Source organism: Novosphingobium sp., from assembly GCF_041905565.1.
Taxonomy (GTDB): domain Bacteria; phylum Pseudomonadota; class Alphaproteobacteria; order Sphingomonadales; family Sphingomonadaceae; genus Novosphingobium.
Genome location: NZ_JAYRKX010000013.1, coordinates 101,323 through 120,054, shown reverse-complemented (window position 1 = coordinate 120,054; position 18,732 = coordinate 101,323). Strand labels below are relative to the sequence as shown.

Here is an 18,732-nt window from a genome sequence, read left to right as displayed (position 1 = left end):
CACCCGTTCAAGGTACCCTGTGGGTGGTTGGGCCGGGGGAGCGGGCTGGTGTTGCAAGGACAGGCCGGATGGCCTGTCCGCACCGGCGTCAGCCGGAAAGAAAACCCCTCCCTAACCCATCACTTGCTCGACAGCGCCTTGACCAGGTCGAACAGATAATCGCGCCCGGAGTAGAGCGACTTGACCGCGATCCGTTCGTTCAGGCCGTGCGCGCCGTTGCCATCGGGATCGCCGTACATGCCCGGCACGCCATAGGTCGGGATGCCGACCGCGGCGAGGTAAAGCCCGTCGGTCGCCCCGGTGGACATGGTCGGGATCACCGGCACGCCCGGGAAGTGCTTGGCCGAGAGTTGCTCCATCGGCCCGACCAGCGCGGGGTCGAGCGGCGGGCTCTTGGCGATCGGCTTACCCTTGAGGGTCTGTTCGATCTTCACGCCGGAATCGCCGATCACCTTGGTCAGCACGGCCTGGGTTTCATCGGCAGTGCGCCCGGGGAACATCCGGCAGTTGACGTTGGCCGTCACCGTCTGCGGCAGCGCGTTGAGCGCGTGACCGCCGTTGACCAGCGTGGCAACGCAGGTGGTGCGCAGCATCGAATGGAAGCCCTTGTCGGTGTTGACCTTGGCTTCCGCGTCCTTGTCAGCCGGGTTGGCGGCCAGGGCGACCATCGCCTTGCCCATGTCATCCGGGCGCATCGCGCCGGCCTTGGCGAAGAAGGCGCGGGTGGTGTCGTTCATTTCCAGCGGAAATTCGAAATCGCGGATCTTCGCGATCGCATCGGCCATCTGGTAGATCGCGTTGGCGCGCACAGGCTGGCTGGAATGGCCGCCGGGGTTGGTCGTGGTCAGGGTGAAGTCCTGGTAGGCCTTTTCGCCAACCTGGATGGTCTGCACCACGAGTTTGCCCTTGCCATCGGTGCGGCCGCCGCCGCCCTCGTTCAGGGCAAAGGCCGCGTCGATCAGGTCGCGCTTGTTGTTCGCCAGCCATTCCGCGCCGTTGAACGCGCCGCTGGTTTCCTCGCCGCAGGTCAGCGCCAGCTTGACGGTGCGCTTGGGCTTGTAGCCTTCCTTGGCAAAGCGGATCAGGGTGTCGGTCCAGACTGCGGCCTGCGCCTTGTCGTCCGCCGTGCCGCGGGCATAGAAATAGCCGTCTTCCTCGATCAGGGTGAAGGGATCGCGCACCCAGTCGCTGCGCTTGGCCTCGACCACGTCGATGTGGGCCAGCAGCAGCATCGGCTTCAGCTTCTTGCTGGTGCCGGGATAGACCGCGACCAGCCCGCCATCCCTGGGGTGTTCGCTGGTGAAGTAGACGGTGACCTGGTCATCCTTCAGCCCCGCTGCCTTCAGCCGCGCGGCCATGCGCTCGGCCGCCAGGGTGCAGCTGCCCGTGGTAACAGTGGTGTTGGTTTCCACCAGTTCCTTGTAAAGTCCGCGAAATTCGACCTGGTCCGGGCGCAGCGGGGCCGGCGCGGTCTGGGCCAGAACGGGGGTGGACAGCAGCGAGGCGGCAAGCAGCGCGCCGGTAAACTTGGTCATTGCGGACTCCCTGAAACGATGCACGCAATCAAGCAGGAATTGGCTGTGGATGGAAGGGGCCTTGCCCCGCCGTTTTGCTTTCCCCTCGCGCGCGCACGGCCTATAGGCCGGGCATGTCAGATACTCCCGAGCAGATCCCCAACCAGAACGCTTACGGCGCCGATTCGATCAAGGTCCTCAAGGGGCTCGACGCCGTGCGCAAGCGGCCCGGCATGTACATCGGCGATACCGATGACGGCAGCGGCCTGCACCACATGGTGTTCGAAGTGTCGGACAACGCGATCGACGAGGCGCTGGCCGGGCACTGCGACCTGGTGCTGATCGAATTGAACCCCGACGGCTCGGTCTCGGTCGAGGACAACGGCCGCGGCATTCCGACCGGCCTGCACCCGGAAGAAGGCGTTTCGGCGGCCGAAGTCATCATGACCCAGCTGCACGCCGGCGGGAAGTTCGAGAACACCAGCGACGACAACGCCTACAAGGTGTCGGGCGGCCTGCACGGCGTGGGCGTGTCGGTGGTCAACGCGCTGTCCGAATGGCTGGAACTGACGATCTGGCGCGAGGGCAAGGAACACTGGATGAAGTTTGCCCACGGCGATGCCGTGGCCCCGCTGAAAGTGACCGGCGACGCCCCGATCGCGACCGAGGGCGGGCGCAAGGGCAAGGTCAAGAACGGCACCCGCGTGACTTTCCTGGCCAGCGACGAGACGTTCAAGAACGTCACCGTCTATGACTTCGAAAAGCTGGAGCACCGCTACCGCGAACTGGCCTTCCTCAATTCGGGCGTGCGCATCCTGCTGCGCGACAAGCGCGGCGAAGAGGTCAAGGAACACGACCTTTACTACGAAGGCGGGATCGCCGCTTTCGTCAAATACCTCGATCGCAACAAGCAGCCGCTGATCCCCGATCCGATCGCCATTTCCGCCGAAAAGGACGGGATCGGCATCGACGTGGCGCTGGAATGGAACGATTCGTACTACGAAAACGTCCTGACCTTCACCAACAACATCCCGCAGCGCGACGGCGGCACCCACCTCGCCGCGTTCCGCGCCGCGCTGACCCGTTCGCTCAACAGCTATGCCGAACGCACCGGGCTGCTGAAGAAGGAAAAGGTCAACCTGTCGGGCGAGGACATGCGCGAAGGGCTGACCGCGATCGTCTCGGTCAAGCTGCCGGATCCGAAGTTCTCGTCGCAGACCAAGGACAAGCTGGTCTCCTCGGAAGTGCGCCAGCCGCTCGAAAGCCTGATGAGCGACAAGATGAGCGAGTGGCTCGAGGAAAATCCTGCCCACGCCAAGACCGTGGTCCACAAGATCATCGACGCCGCCGCCGCCCGCGAAGCCGCCCGCAGGGCGCGCGAGCTGACCCGGCGCAAGGGGGCGATGGACATCGCCAGCCTGCCCGGCAAGCTGGCCGACTGCCAGGAACGCGATCCCAGCCTGTGCGAATTGTTCCTGGTCGAAGGGGATTCGGCCGGCGGCAGCGCCAAGCAGGGCCGTGAACGCAAGTTCCAGGCGATCCTGCCGCTCAAGGGCAAGATCCTCAACGTGGAACGCGCCCGGTTTGACCGGATCATTTCATCGAAGGAAGTCGGCACGCTGATCCAGGCGATGGGCACCGGCATCCGCGATGAATTCAACCTGGAAAAGCTGCGCTACCACAAGATCGTGATCATGACCGACGCCGACGTCGACGGCGCGCATATCCGCACCCTGCTGCTGACCTTCTTCCACCGCCAGATGCCCGAGATCATCAAGGCCGGCCACCTGTTCATCGCCCAGCCGCCGCTTTACAAGGTCGCCAAGGGCCGCAGCGAAGTCTACCTCAAGGACGCCGCCGCGCTCGATCGCTACCTGGTCGAAGCGGGCACTGCCGGCCGCATGCTGGAAACCAGCGGCGGCGCGCGCAGCGGCGCGGAACTGCAGGAACTGGTCGAACACGCGATGCGGATGCGTTCGCTGATGGGCTTTGTCCCGCGCCGCTACGATCCCGCCGTGATCGAGGCGCTCGCCCTGTCGGGCGCGCTGGAACACGATCTTGACCGCGCGGGCCGCGAAGCCGCGCTGGTCCGCACCGCCGAATGGCTCGGCCGCGCCGACCGCGAGGCGAAATGGTCCGCCGTGCTGCGCGAAGATGGCTCGGTGCTGATCGAGCGGGTGTGGCGCGGGGTGACCGATGCCTACCCCATCGACGCCGCCTTCCTGGTCAGCGCCGAAGCGCGCAAGCTGGCCCGGCTCGCCGCCGAACATGCCGCGGTCTATGCCGGCACCGCCCGGCTGGTGCGGGCCACGGCCGCCAGCGAAGCCGAACCCGAAACCGGCAGCGACGATGCCGGCGAAGACGCTGCACCCGCACGCGCCCAGGCGCTCGACGGAGCGATCATCCGGCCCTCGCAGCTGCTCGACGCGGTGCTGGCCGGTGGCCGCCGCGGCCTGTCGATCGCGCGTTACAAGGGGCTGGGCGAAATGAACGCCGAGCAATTGTGGGAAACCACGCTCGACCCGGAAAACCGCAGCCTGCTGCAGGTCAAGGTCGAGGATGCCGACGTGACGGACGAGATATTCACCCGCCTGATGGGCGACGTGGTCGAACCGCGCCGCGACTTCATCCAGGAAAACGCGCTGAACGTGGCGAACCTGGACGTTTGATCAGGGTTCAGTCCACCAGCGGTTCGGGAAAGAAGCGCGCGATCACTTCGCGAGCCAGCCGCGCCGGGCGCAGCGTTTCGGCATCGATTGAGCACCAGGTCGAGCGGACCTCGGCCAGCACTTCCTCGCCCCGGCGGATCACGGTTTCATAGCTGGCGCGGGCACCCTGGACCTTTTCGAGCAGGACCGTGGCGATCACCTCGTCCCCCAGGAAGGTCGGGCGGCGATAGGTAATCTCGTGCTTCAGGGCGACCCACAGGTGGCGCGCCACCGCCTCTACCGGCGCAAGGCTGCGCCAGTGATCGATCACCGCGTCCTGCACCCATTTGAGGTAGGACGCGTTGTTGACGTGGCCCATGAAATCGATGTCGGCAGGGTCGATGGCGATGGGAAAGCGATGCGGCAGCGCGGTATTGTTCACACCGGTGTTAATAGTGCTTCGCGGCGGCATTTTCCACCCTGCTGCGACGAAGCGTGCTAAATCGCTTCCCCGGCGGCGCGCCCGCTGGCCCAGGCCCACTGGAAATTGTAGCCGCCCAGCCACCCGGTCACGTCCACCGCCTCGCCAATCGCGTAAAGCCCCGGCACCTTCTGCGCTTCCATCGTACGCGATGACAGACCGCTGGTGGCAATGCCCCCGGCGGTGACTTCGGCCTTGGCATAGCCTTCGGTGCCATTGGGGTGGAACGGCCAATCGGCGAGCCGCGCTTCGAAGGCACGCAGCGCCTTGTCGCTCTGCGCGCCCAGTTCGCCGGACAGCCCGGCGCGGTCCAGCAGCACCGCAGCCAGGCGTTCGGGCAGCGGCACACTTCGGGCCAGTTGCTGGCGCGGACGTTCACGCTTGGCCGTCAGCAGCCAGTCCGGGGCAGCATCGGGCAGGAAATCGACCGCAATCGGCGTGCGGTGCTGCCAATAGGAGCTAATCTGCAGCATCGCCGGGCCCGACAGGCCGCGATGGGTGAACAGCGCCGCCTCGCGGAAGCGGACCTTGTTCCAGCGCACCTCGACCTCGGCCGAAACGCCGGACAACTCGCGAAACAGTGCCTCGTCCGCGCCCAGGGTCAGCGGCACCAGCGCCGGGCGCGGCTGAACCACGCTGAGGCCGAACTGGCGGGCCAACTCGTAGGCCAGCCCGGTCGCCCCCAGCTTGGGGATCGAGGGGCCGCCGCTCGCCAGGACCAGCGCCGGGGCGCTGACCGTGCAGCTGCCCAGCGTGACGCGGTAGTGCCCATCGCCATGCTCCACGCCGCGCACCGGCTCGCCCAGCGCCAGATCGACCGCTCCTTTCGCGCATTCGGTCAGCAGCAGGTCCACGATCTGCCGCGCCGAACCATCGCAGAACAGCTGCCCCAGCGTCTTTTCGTGCCAGGCGATCCCGTGGGCTTCGACCAGATCGAGGAAATCGCGCGCGGTGTAGCGGCTGAGCGCCGACTTGGCGAAATGCGGATTGGCCGACAGGTAGCGATCGGGCGCGGTGTGCAGGTTGGTGAAATTGCACCGCCCGCCGCCCGAAATCAGGATCTTGCGCCCCGGTTCGGCGTTGTGATCCACCACCAGCACGCGCCGCCCGCGCTGCCCGGCGGTGGCCGCACACATCAGCCCCGCCGCGCCCGCGCCGATGACAATCGCGTCGTAGCTCATCCCGCCAGCAGGCTTTGCGCCAGCGCCTCGCCCACCTTGATCCCATCGATCGCGGCGGAGAGGATCCCGCCGGCATAGCCCGCACCTTCGCCCGCCGGGTAGAGCCCGCGCGTGTTGAGGCTCTGGAAGTCCTTGCCGCGCGTAAAACGCACCGGGCTGGAAGTGCGGGTTTCGACCCCGGTCATCACCACGTCGGGATGATCGTATTTGGCGATCTGGCGCCCGAACACCGGGATCGCCTCGCGCATCGCCTCGATGGCAAAATCGGGCAGACAGGCCGACAGGTCGGTCGGGGTCACCCCCGGCTTGTAGCTGGGCTGGACCGTGCCCAGCGCGGTCGAGGGCCGGCCGACGAGGAAATCCTCCACCCGCTGCCCCGGTGCCTTGTAGGCCCCGCCGCCCGCCTCATAGGCCAGGCTTTCCCATTTGCGCTGGAACGCGATTCCCGCCAGCGGCCCGTCGGGATAGTCTCGCGCCGGCTCGATCCCGACGACGAAGCCCGAATTGGCGTTGAATTCGGCGCGGGAATACTGGCTCATCCCGTTGGTGACGACGCGGCCTTCCTCGCTGGTCGCGGCCACCACGCGCCCGCCCGGACACATGCAGAACGAATAGACCGTGCGTCCGTTCGACGCGTGGTGGACCAGGCTATAGGCCGCCGCCCCCAGAATCGGATGCCTGGCAAAGCGGCCATAGCGCGCCTCGTCGATCCAGCTTTGCGGGTGTTCGATCCGCACCCCGATCGAGAACGGCTTGGCCTCGACATGAACGCCGCGCGCGTGGAGCATTTCGAAAGTCGAGCGCGCCGAATGGCCCACCGCCATGACCACGTGACTGGCTTCCAGAAAGCTGCCGTCCGACAGGTGCAGGCCGCGCAGCTGCTGGCTGCCATCGGGCAGGCGGGTCAGTTCCACGTCCTCCACCCGGGTCTGCCAGCGGTATTCGCCGCCCAGGCTTTCGATCTGGGCGCGCAGGCTTTCGACCATGGTGACGAGGCGGAACGTGCCGATATGCGGGTGCGCTTCGTACAGGATGTCGTCCGGCGCCCCTGCGCGCACGAACTCCTCCAGCACCTTGCGCCCCAGGAAGCGCGGGTCCTTGACCCGGCAATAGAGCTTGCCGTCGGAAAAGGTCCCCGCCCCGCCCTCGCCGAACTGGACGTTGCTTTCCGGGTTCAGCTCGCTGCGGCGCCACAGGCCCCAGGTATCCTTGGTGCGCTGGCGCACCACCTTGCCGCGCTCGACGATGATCGGCTTGAGGCCCATCTGCGCCAGCACCAGCGCGGCAAACAGCCCGCACGGCCCCGCGCCGATCACCACCGGGCGCTGCCCGGCCCAGCCCTCGGGCGCGCGCACCGGGGGCGTCCAGGTCATGTCAGGGGTGGGGCGCAGGTCCTTGTCATTGGGGAACCGGGCAAGCACCGCCGCTTCATCCGCCACGTCGACGTCAAAGGTATAGACCAGCAGGATAGCGCTCTTGCGGCGGGCATCGTTGCCGCGCTTGAACATGCTAAAGCCGCGCAGTTCCTCTGCCGCGATGCCCAGCCGTGCGCAGATCGCGGGCGCAATCGCTTCGGGAGGATGATCGATCGGCAGGGACAGTCCGGACAAGCGCAGCATGGACCGCGCCATAAGGCCAAAGCGGCCCTGCCGCCATCCCTGTTGCGCCGGGGCTGCAATCCGGGCCTGCGGGCCGGGCCGGCCAGCTTTCCGGCAATGCGCTATGGCGGGCCGAAGCCGATGAAACGGAGAACTACGTCTACGCTATAGCCCTCCAAAGTACCTAGGCAGGCACCCGCTGGCGAGCGCTGGCGCGATAGGGATATCCGCCATTTCCTTGCAGATCTAGGTGATAGCGCCGGGCGTCGAGAAGCTCCAATAGCTTAGCTTCATCCGTGACGCGGCACTGAAGGCGACCACCGTCAAGTTCTTTGAACTTAATGCCGTGTTGAGCGGCTAGCGCTTCAATCTGCGGTCTTTGAAAATTTGCAAGATGCGGGTTAGAGGCAACTGACGCAGCATGGCGCGCCATTCGCGGATGTTTGCCAATCTTCTCGGCGATCCTGCTTAAATCGAGAAACGGAATAGCATTGTGAATGGCTTGAACCTTTGCTGAAGCCGTTGCAGCAACATGCTCCACGATCTTCGCGACCTGCTCAGTCTGGCGGGCGTTCAGGATGAAGACGTTTGCGTCAGTGACGATGACATCAAATTCCGTGTCCAGGTGCAACACGTCGTCTTGGATCAGTACAAGGGTGTCATCGACGAGCCGCACCAACCTATTGCGGGCATTCAGTGTACCCTTGAGCTTCGTGGCTTTGCGAATCCCGACCGCGCGCCGGTCCTGATTGTCCCTAAATTCAGAAAAATAGAAGTCCACGTCATGCGCGTGATCGTGGATGTTGGTCAGGTCATCAAGCACCCCTGCATCATAGACTGCCGACAACTCAGCCATAAATTCACTGCCGCGCGGTGCATAAATCCGCCTACGATCACCATAGTCTTCCGAGATGTCATGCAACTCCCAATCACCGGGAAGCCCGTCAAAGATATTCCGGGTGGTTCTCAGGGTTCCCTTCAAAGCTTCCTTCGTCGCACCATCGGTCGGTATGAAATACATGTCTCCGCTGCTCCTAAGAGATATAGCGAAATTCACCGAGGCGATGTTTTGAAAATTGAACTCCTGATCAATCATTGTCTTTGTCCACAATAACGTTTCCACCCAGCCTGTAGCCTGTCAGCGCCGAACCTTCGGGCAGGTAATGCCGCCGCGATATGACGGCGAAGGTCACCAGCCGAGGCTGTTCCCTATCCCGCTCCTTGGTGCCGATTCTTGCTTCAACTGTATAAATCCGATACCCCCAGATTGCGAAGATGAGATTCATGTAGTGAAGACGCATATGCCAGAATAGAAACATTACGAACGCCAAAGCGAACGCCACGGCAACTATGTCACGAACGCCGCCTAGGTTGACATCAAACAGAGGAATGAGCATCGCGAAGAGATAGGTAAGCAAATGCTCCCTCTGGTCGCGTGCGCTTACGACATCAATTGTCTTGACGTTTTCACTCTTCCGGGCACGAGAAAAGACCCAATACAGAATCGCAGTGGGCAAGACGAAAAGAACTAGGCAGGTCGGAATCCAAACAGCGTCGTCAACAGCATCGACGCCCCTGATCGACCAGAGCAGGAACACCGGGCTTAAGCTAGACCAGACCAAGACAAGTCTGACAAACCCGAGGCCTTCACTCACGTTGCTGGTTGCCATGTGGCGAGCGTCCCTTTTTCTCTTTGACCTTCCATAGCTCCTCCCGATAGGGTTTACATGTCCATCTCATCATCCGCGAGCGGAAGATTTGGCACGATCTCCACCTCAAGCCAGTCGCCATTTCCTCGATTTGCTGGGATGCTACGTTTCACAGTCTCGACGTCGATAATAAACAGTTGCTTGTCAGGGATAGTCCAAAGATGGAACTCAAGCGCGTCGCCGTATCGCTCGGCTGTTTTCCACTCGTTCCGCGTCAGAATCATTCGCGCGGGTGTCAAGCTGCTCGACTTCACTTCGATAAGACGACTTTTTTCGCTGATGCCAGAGCGTCGATATGAAAGAATATCATAGCCAAGACTGTTGTCTTCAATCGAAGCCCACACTGGCTCGCGATCGATACCAGCCTCCGCGATCAGCGCGGTTTCACGTTGAAAAGACCACCATTCGGCTTCACGGCCTTGCTCGATCAAAGCCGCGTCGTGGTCCGCTCGCACCTGCGCTGCCAAGTTGTCCCACCATGACCATGTGCTAGGACTCGGTGGCGTTTCGAGCAGACCTGCGGCCCGGAAGCATTGGCTACCGTTGAGCGGTACTACGCGCATTACCTGCTCGCGACCGCCGGGTGCCAAGCGCGTCCATAGCGGGCGGTGCATATTGATGATAGCGTCGATGCAAGCTCGAAAGAAGATATCGGGAGTGTCGTCCAATAAAGCCGGTAACGCAGCTTCAAGCAGCAGGCCGGCTTCATAGTCGAGAGCGTATAGGTCTGCTCGAATAGCCCTTATCGTCTTCACAGCTTCCTGATCAGGCAAACCCGGATTGCGCTGCCTGAAACTTCTGAGCACTTGAGCTGCTTCAAACGCGCTCATCGACAGCAGGCGTTCCGCCGATACCGAGGACATCAAACGCCCTCGTTTTCGTCGAAGGCCCGATGTCCCTCCAACTCCTCGACAAGGTCGACCAAGTCCTGCACGTCCACGTCATAGTCGATGGGCTCCTCGGCATTTTCCTCGTCGAGGGCAATCTTGTTCAGATCCTCGTCGTCCAGCAGTTCCTGGAGCGCGCGTACCTTCTTCGCGAGGCGGCGACTAACAGAATGGTCGATGCAGCCCAGCCCCATCGGTGACCGAGTCTGGAAGATATGAACATTCGTGATCGTGCCTTCGGGCAGGCCGAGGCGATGAATGCGGTCGATTGATTGCAGGAAATGAGTGCTGACGTAGCTGCGGTCGAGATAGAGTGCTTCATGTGCAGCCATGTGCAGGCTGATGCCCTCACCAGCGGCGGCGGGGTTCGCGATCATCACCATGCAGTCATCATCATCGTGGAAACGCCTAATGCGCCCCTCACGAGTCTCTGGATCAGTCGGGTGGCCGGACGGTACGGCTCCATACAACGAAACAGGATTTAGGTCTGCGAGCATCAGACTCATCTGCTCGATGTTCGCCGTAAAGATGGTCCAGATGACGCATTTGCGATTCGCTCGCGCCAAACTTCGAGCCATGTCGGCGACGGCTCGCATTTTCAGCGAGGGGCCATCTTCCAGCACCTGATCGATCAGACCCGAGTTGACGCCAACGATATCGCCGGTGATGGATCGTAGAGCCAGCACGGGATTAGATGAGAGCTGAAGCAGACGCATGACAGATTTGCGAGCGGCCGCGAAATCGAAGATACCGCTGCGAACACTGCTTAGCTGGCGCAGACTCTCGTCGCGGACGAGGGCATAGAGTGCGAGCTGCCCCTTCGCCATGCCGACCTGGTGAAAATGTGTTTCTCGTGGCGGCAGACCCAACTGTTCCTTGGTCGTCCGCACATAAAGATCGCCCAGAACTTCGCGGGGCGGCTTGCCTGCGATAATCTTCCGGCCGAGGCCTTGACCCGGCCAAAGGAAGTTAAGCTGCGAAATGATGTCATCCTTGCCTTGCGGCATGGGCGTTCCACTCAGGATATCGCGGCGGACAGGAAGCCAGGCGAGGTTCAATAGTAGCGCACCGCGCTGCGAACCTTCGCCCGCTTTCATGCGATGAGACTCGTCAATGATCAGGTGGACGGGATTGCGCGATAAATAATTGGCGATCACGTCCGGCATCTGGATCATGAGATCGTAGTTGATGACAAAGCGTGTGCCGCCCCCGGCCAGTGTGCGTTCCACGGCATAGGCATTGCCGGAAAGCACTTGGAAGGGCTCTGCATTGGCTCCGGCAATAGCTGGGTCGATGCACTCTTCGACAATTTCCATCCAAGCCGGGAACGCCGCCTTGGGGCAGACGACAAGGACGTGCTGTCCGGGCTGACTGGCGAGAAGATGGACGGCGAAGCTAACGGTGGTTTTACCCGCGCCCGGAACCGAGAAATTGGCACCGTTGGCAAGGGCCAAAAGGTGGCGGACGTCACGCTTCTGAAACCATTTCAGATCGCGCCTCACAAAGCCGAGCGCCTTGAGGCGGGTAACGATTTCTTCCTCGGTTAGGGTAAGCTGGAGCGAGCCTTGGGCTGCCAGTACCTTTCGGCGCTCATCGGAATACTGCCGGATTAGATCACGGGCTTCGCCCTCGGTGCGGAAGCGGAAATTATAGTTGAGCTGCTGTTCCTTGCTGCCGTAGTCGTTGAGAATATCGAGAAATGCAGACCAGGCGACATCGATGCTCGTTTCGGTCAGGCGCGGCTCTTGACTGGCCCCCGAGGCTGCGAGCTTTAGCCGTTCCCAGATCGTGTTCTGCGTCGGCTCCGCGATGCTTAGCAAGGCGCGTCGCGTGTTCGGTTCATACCGGACAGCAATGGCGAGAGGCGCGAGATCGTTTGTCACGGCACGGCCCTAGGACGGCTTAGCGCCGTCGCTCTTTTTCTTCGCCACCACGGTGCGGAGTCGGGCGACGTTGCTCTCGATGGCGTCGAGCTGCTTTTCGATAGCCGCGAGGCTCGCCGGGGCAGCGTCCGTCAGGTCCACCTCGGTAAGCTTGCTGTTGGCTTGCTGGATAAGGTTCAGGGGCTGCTGCGCGCGCTTCTTACCTTTGTCCGCTTCAACGATACTTTCCCACACCTCAAGCAATTCGTCGCCGAGGTCCTCGCGAGTCGTCGGATCGTCAAAGAGCGCGATCAGCGGCTTGTAGGAAACCTCTCCAGCCTCAACGATATCGATGTCAAAATCGTCATCGGTTGCATCCAGATATTCCTCAGCTCCTGTTTGCAGCTCCACGCCCATGCGCTCGGCGAGGCGTTCCGCCACCTCGTCGGCTTTCTTCCCGAACATGGGGTTAAAGTTGTAAACGCGTCCTGAGAGACCACCTTTGCCGCGCTTTTCGACGAGCGTCCACGCGAAGCGTCGGCTCATCTCCTGCGCTTCACCCTGCTTTGACGACAGGCTTGAGCCCATGTCGAAAAACAGCTCTTTAGCGAAGTCGATCGCCTCATAATCGCCTGGCGTGCCGCGCCGGTCAGAGAGATAGAGATCTGCTTCGGCCAGCGCGTTAATGGCATCCTCGATGTCGCCTTTGGACTTGTTCATCAGGGCAGACAAATCTTTTATGCCTTTGCCGCTGTCCCTCAGCTCGCGGATGGCGATGGCCTCATCGATCCAATTGTAGGGAAGTTCAGTGCGCCGCTTCATCTGAAGGCGCACCTCGATCTCCACCACCTCATCTTCAGTGATCGTAGAGGGCAGAACCATGCATTTCACGTGGCTGAAGGCGCGGTGTTGGCTGCTGTCTTCACCGTAGAGCTTACGCATGGCCGCCAGACGACGATTGCCGTTCACCACGATGCCAAGGCTGGTGATGAGAAGCGGCAGGCGTTGCTTCTCATCTTTCAGGACTCCGATGATGCTGGCAATCGAACGGTCGCGTTCTTCCTCGGCAAATTTGATCAATATCTGATGCTGGATCGCCTGCGCGTCCTCGTTCTCCTGCTGGAAAAAGCCGGCATCCTTGCCCTCACGGCGTAGATAGCTCTGCTGGGCCGTCCGGGTCCGAAAGTTCGCCATACGGTAGATGGGAACATGCAGGGGAAGGGTGATGACCGGCAGCTTGTGCTCCCGGTTCTGATATTCGTGGAAGGTCTCCGTTTCGGTCGAAACCGCGACCCGCTCCGCAATCATCTCAGCGCGGACGCGCGATGGCTCTACCTTGGTCTCGTACGTCATGCCCCCTCCGTTTGCCGCCTTACTCGAACCCGATCAGAAACAGCGGCACGGTAATCGTTCGGTCGAAAAGCATTAGCTCGCTCATCACCCTTTCGAAATTGGCGATGTTGCTGCCCATCCGGTTCGCTGCCGCCTTCATCGGCAATGCGAGAGCGGCTGCCTCAATGCGTCGGCATTGAAATAGGTGCTGCATCTTCAAAAGGTCATAGGGGGCCCGGCTGATGTTGCCGGTCTGAAGATGGAAGGCGAGATCGTCCTTTACGCCGAACACCGTGAGATCGAAGTTCTGGTCGATGCGCACGTCATAAGCCCAGCCTTGAGCCGCTAGTTCGGTCTTAACGTGATCCCGGATCAGCGTCGACGTGCTCTTGCCGATAGAGATATCGGGGCGTTCGAACACGTCTGTAAGCCATTCGTCAATCTCGCGATCACGCCATTGATCGTGTCCGTTGTGGTGAGAATAGGCTTGAGTGAACCGCATTAACCCTCCCTCATCGGCGGCTCATAGACCGGCTTGTTCATAGGCCGCGTACGGAGTGTGCCGCGCTCCAAGTCCTCAACACGGCTGAGGGCAATGTCGATATACTCTTGCACCACATCACAGCCGAAAGCATTGCGTTCATTCTTGAGCGCCGCAATAGCCGTCGAACCTACGCCCATGTAGGGATCCAGCACGTTGTCGCCTGGGTTGGTAAGGCTGAGCACCAGCCGTTCAACTAGACCGACAGGAAACTGGCACGGATGCTCTGTCTTCTCAACGTGGTTCGCCTTTACGTTGGGTATTTCCCAAACATCAGATGGATTCTTTCCGAGAGGATTACTAGATATCTCGCCTCGCTTTGGGCCCTTAAAATGCTTCTTCTCTGGATATTTAGAAGGAACACGCACCGGATCGAGATTGAACGTGTAATCTTCGGATTTGGTGAACCAGAGGATCGTTTCGTGGCGACCGGAGAACCGTTTTTGGCAATGAAGACCGTGCCCGAATGTCCAAACGATGCGGTTGCGGAGCTTAAGTCCATGATTCTTAAAGAGGGGGTAGAGCAGGATATCCAGCGGAAACACCTCGCCGTCGTCGACGTGATTGCCGACCTGCCAACATACTGATCCTTGCGGGTGCAACAGGCGAGCAGCTTCCGCAATCGCGGCCGCTTGCTGCTCAATGTAGACATCGTTAGTTGTTCGACGCTCGTAGGGTTTTCCAATATTGTAGGGTGGCGAGGTGACGATGAGCTTCATGCTCTCATTCTTGAGAGTGCGCATGAATTCAAGATTGTCACGGCAGTCAATCTGAGCTGCAACAGGACGCCTGAACGGAATGACCGATTGATTTTCGGATTTTCTTGCAAGAGCTGTCATTTCATTCTCACGTTAAGTAACGACCTCCCTGCCTCTATACTCCGAATCAAAAAGAAGATCTAGCCATATGATGGCGGTGACAGCTGGTGCGCGCAAGCGCCGGTTTGGCGTGGATGAGAGGTGGCCCTGCGATGCGCCCTCGGCTCAAGGACAAGCATCACGGACCTTCCCCGCCGGGCCGCACTTTCGGCTCCGCTGGAACTACGCCTGGGGCGCATTTTCAAGCTGGTGCATGGCCGCCGCCACTTGATCCTCAGCAGGTTTGCTAAGGGCCTTGCCCTCGCGCCAGCAAGGTAAGTGGAACCGTCCGGGGCGGTATCCCCTGCCTTCCGCGCCCAAAGGGCTTGTGCAGGCCGGGTGATCCCCCTCCACCCCGGCCGCCCTTGCTCGTTGCTACCCCAGTCTCGGCGACGGCCAGAAGGTCAGGCGCGGCGTTCCGCTTCGCTGACCTTCAGACCCGAGGATCAGAGACATGACCAATGTATCCTGCAGCACCCCCCGCATCTATGTTGCTTGCCTTGCAGCTTACAATAACGGCTTCCTGCATGGAGCTTGGATCGACGCGGATCAGGACGCCGGCCAGATCAGGGACGAGATTGCCGCGACGCTTGCCCGTTCCCCTGTCGAGGACGCGGAGGAATACGCCATTCACGACTATGAGGGCTTCGAGGGCGTCAGCATCTCCGAATATGCCGGCATCGACAGCGTGGCCCGGATGGGCGCTTTCATCGCAGAACATGGCGCACTCGGCGCGGGCCTGCTGGAGCAGTTCAGCGGCGACATGGACCAAGCCGAATCCACCTTGGAGGACTGCTATCATGGTCAGTTCGCCAGCCTCGCCGACTACATGGAGGAATTGACCACCGAGAGCGTCACGATCCCCGAGGCACTACGCTACTATGTCGATTGGCAGGCAATGGCGCGCGACGCTGAGATCGGCGGCGACCTGTTCACCATCGAGACGGCGCAGGGCGAGGTGCATGTGTTTTCAAGCAGATGAGATCATGCCTGCCTGTCCGTGCTCATACGGGCAGGCATCTCGAAAGAACCGGCTGCCGCCAAGCTAAAAACACCAAAGAATGATCGGGTTAGCCGCTCAAGGTATCTGCTTTGAGCGGCTTCTATATTTCCAGTGATCCTTGAACCTCTTTTTGCCGGGCGCTGCCCAGCATCCCGGCTTGGGGAGGTGACGCCATGCTCAGCATCGATTGGCGATCTCCGGCGGCATACGGGCACACAAAGCACATCCCTGCCGCTGGTTTCGCTTGGGAATATTTGCGCCGCAACGACGAATATCGTCGGGACTGCCAGACCATTGCATCGACCGGAGGGGAGGCTGCGCGCGACCTTGAAGCGTTCGCGCATCGCTGGGGGGTGCGATTTCCCGTGCGATCCCGACGCGCCGCATGACCGGCAATCGACGATCTGGTGTCCGCGCCTTCAACCGCAAGCCGTGATGTTGTCGCCGGTCGATCACAAGGACGACGACACCGAACCGATATTGACGTTGGCGCATCTCGACGGCCTCGACTTGCGCCGTGCTTCCGATGGCTGGCACGGCGTCTGGCAGGTGGATGGCGTCGCGCATCAATTCTGGCTGCCCGATTCCGTGCCCGATGCCGCCGCATTCTACGCCGTCACGTTACCGATGGATTCGTTTCTGGAACTGCGTGCTCACGCGGCCCGCCGATTTTGGCGGTCCCTCAACGGTCGCGCGCCCGGTCCTGATTTCCGAGCTGTGCCTGCCCAACTCCGGCAATGGCATATCTTGACCCTGCGCGCGCTTGACGCGCGGTTGCGCGGCGAAAGCTATCGCACCATCGCTGAAGTCCTGCTCGGCTTTCGCGGCACGAAGGAGGATTTCGAGAGCGATCCGCGCAAGAACAAAGCCCGCCGCCTGGTCGCGCACGGCATCAAGATGATGCGCGGGGGCTATCGCCTTCTGCTCCACTATCCGATCAAGCCCGAGAAGCGTTGATGGGCACGGCCATCGACCTCACGCCCTATTGGCTGCCGCCTGCTCCAGAATCTTCCGATAGCCTTCACGCGATAGCCATTGCGCGCGTTCGAGATGGCTTTGCCAGCAACGGCGGGTCAGCAGTTCCTCAGCGGCCGGATCACGGTGCAGCACGATCCGCGCGACTTCCTTCCAGTCCGCACCCTCGGCCTTCGCATCCAGCAAACGCAGATAGGTGACGTAATGCCGTTCGTCATAGACGGTTATGGTGTCGCCGGTCGGCGCTTCATCGTCCACATCTGGATCGAGTTCGACGGGAACCCGCATAGTCATTCCCCGTATCCGAGAGAGCTTTGTCTGCGGTACGCCCCCGCAAACGATTCTCTCTGACTCTTGGTGATCGGGGAGTTCGAAACCGTCACGAAACGGCCCCATGGCCTTTAGCTCGGAAAGCCTGTTGTATACGCCACAGGCTCCCCGACCATAGGTCAAGGAGTTGGTGCCGTTCTGGCCAGCACCAGCCATTCGTGAGGGGTTTCGACGCCCCAGAGCAGCGCGTCTGCTCCACCCGCATTCTTAGCCGAACCGCGTGCGAATGTCTTTGCCTATTCAGCGCCGCAGGCAATGAGCCGCTGAAATCCCTCACCTATTGGCCGCGCGACGCCCCGAAGGGGGGGTGCCGCCAGCGCATAGGCGCAAATGCGGCACGCTACGCGCCGCCAATCCGTCGCCATGGTTCGCCACAGTCCGCCGCCGCCCCCGGCAGCCCAATCCCGACTGGAGGTGATCCATGCCCAACCCGCTTGCGGGCCTGCCGCCGCGCCTGCTGCGCACCAAGGAAGCCGCGCGCTTCCTCGGCATATCCATCAGAACCCTTGAGAAGCATCGCACCTATGGCACCGGGCCGACCTATCGCAAGGTCGGTGGCCGTGTCCTCTACACCGTCCGCGATCTGGAGAGCTGGAGCGCGGCGGGCGAACGCAAATCCACCCGCGATAAGACCGCTGGCACCGTCTTTCCGGCGCGTCCGCTCACCCCCGAAGAACGTGGCGACTGCTAGATGCTGCGCGAGGACGACCACGATCCCGCGCAACCGGCCGAGGACAGCGAGCGCAGCCGCCTAGACCCCTTCGTGGTCGCAACAGGCGATGCGCCCCCGCGCGACCAGCGCGACTTGATGGAACGGCCGTTTTTCTCGCTGGGGAAGACGCCGCGCACCAAGCCGATTCTTTACAACGCCGCCGACATAGAGGTGCAGGTGTTCGGGATGCCCGAGCACGGGATGGCGACCATATGGGACGCCGATGTGCTGATATGGGCGGCCTCGCAGATCGTCGCGGCCGAGAACAATGGCCTCACCACGTCGCGCTTTGTCCGGTTTACGCCTTACCATCTATTGCGCGCCATCGGGCGGCCGACCGGCAATCACCAATATCGGCTTCTGAAAGCCGCGCTGGCGCGGCTGCAATCGACCGTCATTGCCACCACCATCCGCAACGGCCCGCATTGGCGTCGCCGGCAATTCTCATGGATCAACGAGTGGGAGGAAATGACGACGCGCGCCGGTCGCGTCGAGGGCATGGAGTTCGTCCTGCCCGAATGGTTCTACAACAGCGTCATAGACCGCTCGCTGGTCCTGACCATCGACCCGGCCTATTTCCGGCTGACTGGTGGCATCGAGCGTTGGCTTTACCGCGTCGCCAGAAAACACGCCGGGCACCAGCGCCACGGCTGGATTTTCGAGGTCGCGCACCTTCACCAGAAATCCGGCAGCCTCGCGCGGCCGTCCGACTTCGCGCTCGACCTGCGCCGCATCGCGGCCCGCCAGCAGCTCCCCGGCTACCTGCTCCAGATCGAGCGGGAAGACCGCCGCGAGCTGCTGCGCATCCGTCCCGAAAACCTGTCAACAGGCACTGTTGATAACCCTGTTAATGCCATCGGCAGATCAGGCGCACGGGGTATCGGCACATCAGGCGCATCACTATCGGCAGATCAGGCGCACGAACCGCAGCTAACGCTTTGGCCTGAAAAGCGGAATCCGACCGCTAACTTATCTAACAGAGAATCTAACTCTTTTTCTTTGACGCGCGCGCAGGCGAAGCGTGGTGCCGGTTCTGCCCGAAGGGGCGGCGAGCCATGACGGCCGCGCTCGACGCGCTGCGCCCGCGCAGCCCCCAGCACAT

The 18,732-nt window shown here is 61.7% G+C and carries 18 protein-coding genes; 6 read left to right on the top strand and 12 right to left on the bottom strand.

Annotated features, from left to right (window positions below):
• Window positions 1-119: 119 nt before the first annotated feature.
• Window positions 120-1,535, bottom strand: a complete 1,416-nt coding sequence (locus ACE3N9_RS11875; protein WP_374283938.1) for a M20/M25/M40 family metallo-hydrolase — start codon at window positions 1,533-1,535, stop codon at window positions 120-122.
• A gap of 113 nt (window positions 1,536-1,648) precedes the next feature.
• On the opposite strand from ACE3N9_RS11875, the gene gyrB reads away from it, so the two are divergent.
• Window positions 1,649-4,183: a DNA topoisomerase (ATP-hydrolyzing) subunit B gene (gyrB, locus tag ACE3N9_RS11870; protein WP_374283937.1), complete on the top strand. Its 2,535-nt coding sequence runs from the start codon at window positions 1,649-1,651 to the stop codon at window positions 4,181-4,183.
• A 7-nt stretch (window positions 4,184-4,190) separates the two neighbouring features.
• On the opposite strand, the gene ACE3N9_RS11865 is transcribed toward gyrB, so the two are convergent.
• From ACE3N9_RS11865 to ACE3N9_RS11820, 10 genes are all read right to left on the bottom strand, one after another.
• Complete coding sequence (locus ACE3N9_RS11865; protein ID WP_374283935.1) at window positions 4,191-4,634, bottom strand: acyl-CoA thioesterase; 444 nt, start codon at window positions 4,632-4,634, stop codon at window positions 4,191-4,193.
• Between the two features lie 26 nt (window positions 4,635-4,660).
• A complete protein-coding gene (locus ACE3N9_RS11860; RefSeq protein WP_374283934.1) occupies window positions 4,661-5,824 on the bottom strand; it encodes an NAD(P)/FAD-dependent oxidoreductase in 1,164 nt (387 codons plus the stop codon).
• Window positions 5,821-7,443 (bottom strand): NAD(P)/FAD-dependent oxidoreductase, encoded by a 1,623-nt coding sequence (locus tag ACE3N9_RS11855; RefSeq protein WP_374283933.1) that lies wholly within the window; start codon window positions 7,441-7,443, stop codon window positions 5,821-5,823. The genes ACE3N9_RS11860 and ACE3N9_RS11855 overlap by 4 nt, the downstream gene beginning before the upstream one ends.
• Window positions 7,444-7,606: 163 nt before the next feature.
• Window positions 7,607-8,518, bottom strand: a complete 912-nt coding sequence (locus ACE3N9_RS11850; RefSeq protein ID WP_374283932.1) for a Kiwa anti-phage protein KwaB-like domain-containing protein — start codon at window positions 8,516-8,518, stop codon at window positions 7,607-7,609.
• Complete coding sequence (locus ACE3N9_RS11845; RefSeq protein ID WP_374283931.1) at window positions 8,511-9,092, bottom strand: hypothetical protein; 582 nt, start codon at window positions 9,090-9,092, stop codon at window positions 8,511-8,513. Before ACE3N9_RS11845 ends, ACE3N9_RS11850 begins: the two co-directional genes overlap by 8 nt.
• Before the next feature lie 53 nt (window positions 9,093-9,145).
• Window positions 9,146-9,961, bottom strand: coding sequence for a DUF3883 domain-containing protein (locus tag ACE3N9_RS11840; protein ID WP_374283930.1), 816 nt, complete (start codon window positions 9,959-9,961; stop codon window positions 9,146-9,148).
• Between the two features lie 32 nt (window positions 9,962-9,993).
• Complete coding sequence (locus ACE3N9_RS11835) at window positions 9,994-11,901, bottom strand: SNF2-related protein (protein ID WP_374283928.1); 1,908 nt, start codon at window positions 11,899-11,901, stop codon at window positions 9,994-9,996.
• A 9-nt stretch (window positions 11,902-11,910) separates the two neighbouring features.
• On the bottom strand, window positions 11,911-13,233 hold the full coding sequence (locus ACE3N9_RS11830) for a hypothetical protein (protein WP_374283927.1): 1,323 nt from the start codon (window positions 13,231-13,233) through the stop codon (window positions 11,911-11,913).
• 19 nt (window positions 13,234-13,252) lie between these two features.
• On the bottom strand, window positions 13,253-13,714 hold the full coding sequence (locus ACE3N9_RS11825) for a BglII/BstYI family type II restriction endonuclease (protein WP_374283926.1): 462 nt from the start codon (window positions 13,712-13,714) through the stop codon (window positions 13,253-13,255).
• Window positions 13,714-14,592, bottom strand: coding sequence for a site-specific DNA-methyltransferase (locus ACE3N9_RS11820; protein ID WP_374283925.1), 879 nt, complete (start codon window positions 14,590-14,592; stop codon window positions 13,714-13,716). Before ACE3N9_RS11820 ends, ACE3N9_RS11825 begins: the two co-directional genes overlap by 1 nt.
• Before the next feature lie 472 nt (window positions 14,593-15,064).
• Between ACE3N9_RS11820 and ACE3N9_RS11815 the strand changes: the two genes are divergently transcribed.
• The 3 genes from ACE3N9_RS11815 to ACE3N9_RS11805 all read left to right on the top strand — a co-directional run bounded on the left by ACE3N9_RS11815 (window position 15,065) and on the right by ACE3N9_RS11805 (window position 16,570).
• Window positions 15,065-15,592, top strand: a complete 528-nt coding sequence (locus tag ACE3N9_RS11815; protein ID WP_374283924.1) for an antirestriction protein ArdA — start codon at window positions 15,065-15,067, stop codon at window positions 15,590-15,592.
• Window positions 15,593-15,786: 194 nt separating this feature from the next.
• Window positions 15,787-16,002, top strand: coding sequence for a transcriptional regulator domain-containing protein (locus ACE3N9_RS11810; RefSeq protein ID WP_374283923.1), 216 nt, complete (start codon window positions 15,787-15,789; stop codon window positions 16,000-16,002).
• Window positions 15,941-16,570: a DUF2285 domain-containing protein gene (locus ACE3N9_RS11805; protein ID WP_374283922.1), complete on the top strand. Its 630-nt coding sequence runs from the start codon at window positions 15,941-15,943 to the stop codon at window positions 16,568-16,570. Before ACE3N9_RS11810 ends, ACE3N9_RS11805 begins: the two co-directional genes overlap by 62 nt.
• A gap of 18 nt (window positions 16,571-16,588) precedes the next feature.
• Here the strand turns inward: ACE3N9_RS11805 and ACE3N9_RS11800 are convergent, their stop codons facing one another.
• Complete coding sequence (locus tag ACE3N9_RS11800) at window positions 16,589-16,876, bottom strand: DNA -binding domain-containing protein (protein ID WP_075657200.1); 288 nt, start codon at window positions 16,874-16,876, stop codon at window positions 16,589-16,591.
• Between the two features lie 463 nt (window positions 16,877-17,339).
• On the opposite strand from ACE3N9_RS11800, the gene ACE3N9_RS11795 reads away from it, so the two are divergent.
• Window positions 17,340-17,609: a helix-turn-helix transcriptional regulator gene (locus ACE3N9_RS11795; RefSeq protein ID WP_374283921.1), complete on the top strand. Its 270-nt coding sequence runs from the start codon at window positions 17,340-17,342 to the stop codon at window positions 17,607-17,609.
• Window positions 17,610-18,689, top strand: a complete 1,080-nt coding sequence (locus ACE3N9_RS11790) for a replication initiator protein A (protein WP_374283920.1) — start codon at window positions 17,610-17,612, stop codon at window positions 18,687-18,689.
• Window positions 18,690-18,732 lie beyond the last annotated feature (43 nt).